This window comes from Roseovarius sp. A46, assembly GCF_004126395.1.
Taxonomy (GTDB): domain Bacteria; phylum Pseudomonadota; class Alphaproteobacteria; order Rhodobacterales; family Rhodobacteraceae; genus Roseovarius; species Roseovarius nitratireducens.
Map to the genome: position 1 here is coordinate 1 of NZ_PVWS01000096.1, position 351 is coordinate 351.

Here is a 351-nt window from a genome sequence, read left to right on the forward strand (position 1 = left end):
ACCTCGATGCCGAGACCCTCGGGCAAGACCCCCTGCTCGACAACCCGTTCGGCGAGATCACGTTCAACATGAACGGTGATACCAAGACGCTGACCTTCGGCACGGGCTCCAACACCTATGCCGAGCTTTTGGCGGACATCCAGGCGGCGATTGCCGAGGCCGCTCTGACCGATCCTGACTTTGCCCAGCTTTCCGCAGAGTTCGGCCCGGATTTCCAGGTGCGCGACACCGACAGCAATCCGAACCCGGCGCGTCCGCTTCTCACGGGTCAGACCATCGTGATCACCAACAGCGGCCCGGAAGTTCTGGAAGCCGTGACCATGACGGCCACGGGCACCCAGCCCGCCGGCA

Annotated in this window: 1 protein-coding gene; it reads left to right on the plus strand. The window is 63.8% G+C overall.

Annotated features, from left to right (window positions below; genetic code table 11):
* Positions 1 to 351: hypothetical protein (locus C6W92_RS17820; RefSeq protein WP_164989302.1), on the plus strand; the 351-nt coding region annotated here is incomplete at both ends.